The organism is Flagellimonas olearia (genome assembly GCF_009184425.1).
GTDB lineage: Bacteria > Bacteroidota > Bacteroidia > Flavobacteriales > Flavobacteriaceae > Flagellimonas > Flagellimonas olearia.
Map to the genome: position 1 here is coordinate 1 of NZ_WELG01000016.1, position 747 is coordinate 747.

Below are 747 nucleotides of genomic sequence, written 5' to 3' on the forward strand. Positions count from 1 at the left end.
TCAGGGAGAGGATCCTAAACTTGGTGATTTTTGTTTTTGAACAATGAAACGATAAAAGCAGGCATTGTTTTGAATCTCTAGAAATTTGATATGAAAATTCTAAAGAGAGTGGGTTTGACGAGCGAGTACCTGAGAATAGGTTTTGGCCATACAGGCATTGCTCTTACCCAGTTGGGTAAGTCTTCAAGGGTAATACCGCTTCAAGAACTTGCCATTGATAGGCAGCATACATCTGTCGCCTTCCATGTTTAGGAGGGCATATGCGCCGTTGGAGAAGACCTTGTCAATGACGTAGGGTCCCTCCCATTTTGGCTCAAATTTGCCTTTAGACTTGTGAGCGAAGACCATTGGTCTTTTTACCGCAAGAACCAAGTCACCCTTTTTGTAGGCGCGTTGCCTGACCCTTTTGTCAAAAGATCCTGCCATGCGTGCCTGATAAAGTTCAATGCTTTGTCGAACTTCGAGCCGTCTCTCGTCGAGATTGTCCAGCTCATGAAGTCGTAACTTCACATTGCTTTCTTGGGTCATGTCATTTTGTAGAGATACCCTTAGAGAGGGAATTTGTACCTCCAATGGCACAACAGCTTCGCATCCATAGACCAAGGAGAATGGTGTGCTATGGGTTGGTCCTCGAACGGTGGTTCGATAGGCCCACAAAGCTTCGGAGAGTTTGTCGCTCCAGTCTCTTTTGTGACTATAGACCATTTTCTTCAAGATTTTGCAGAGTGTCTTGTTGAAAGCTTCTGC

At 45.0% G+C, this 747-nt stretch carries 1 protein-coding gene; it reads right to left on the reverse strand.

Going from position 1 to position 747, the window contains the following annotated elements; translation table 11 throughout:
* Positions 1 to 183: 183 nt before the first annotated feature.
* Positions 184 to 747: hypothetical protein (locus F8C76_RS17745; protein ID WP_211372174.1), on the reverse strand; the 564-nt coding region annotated here is incomplete at its 5' end.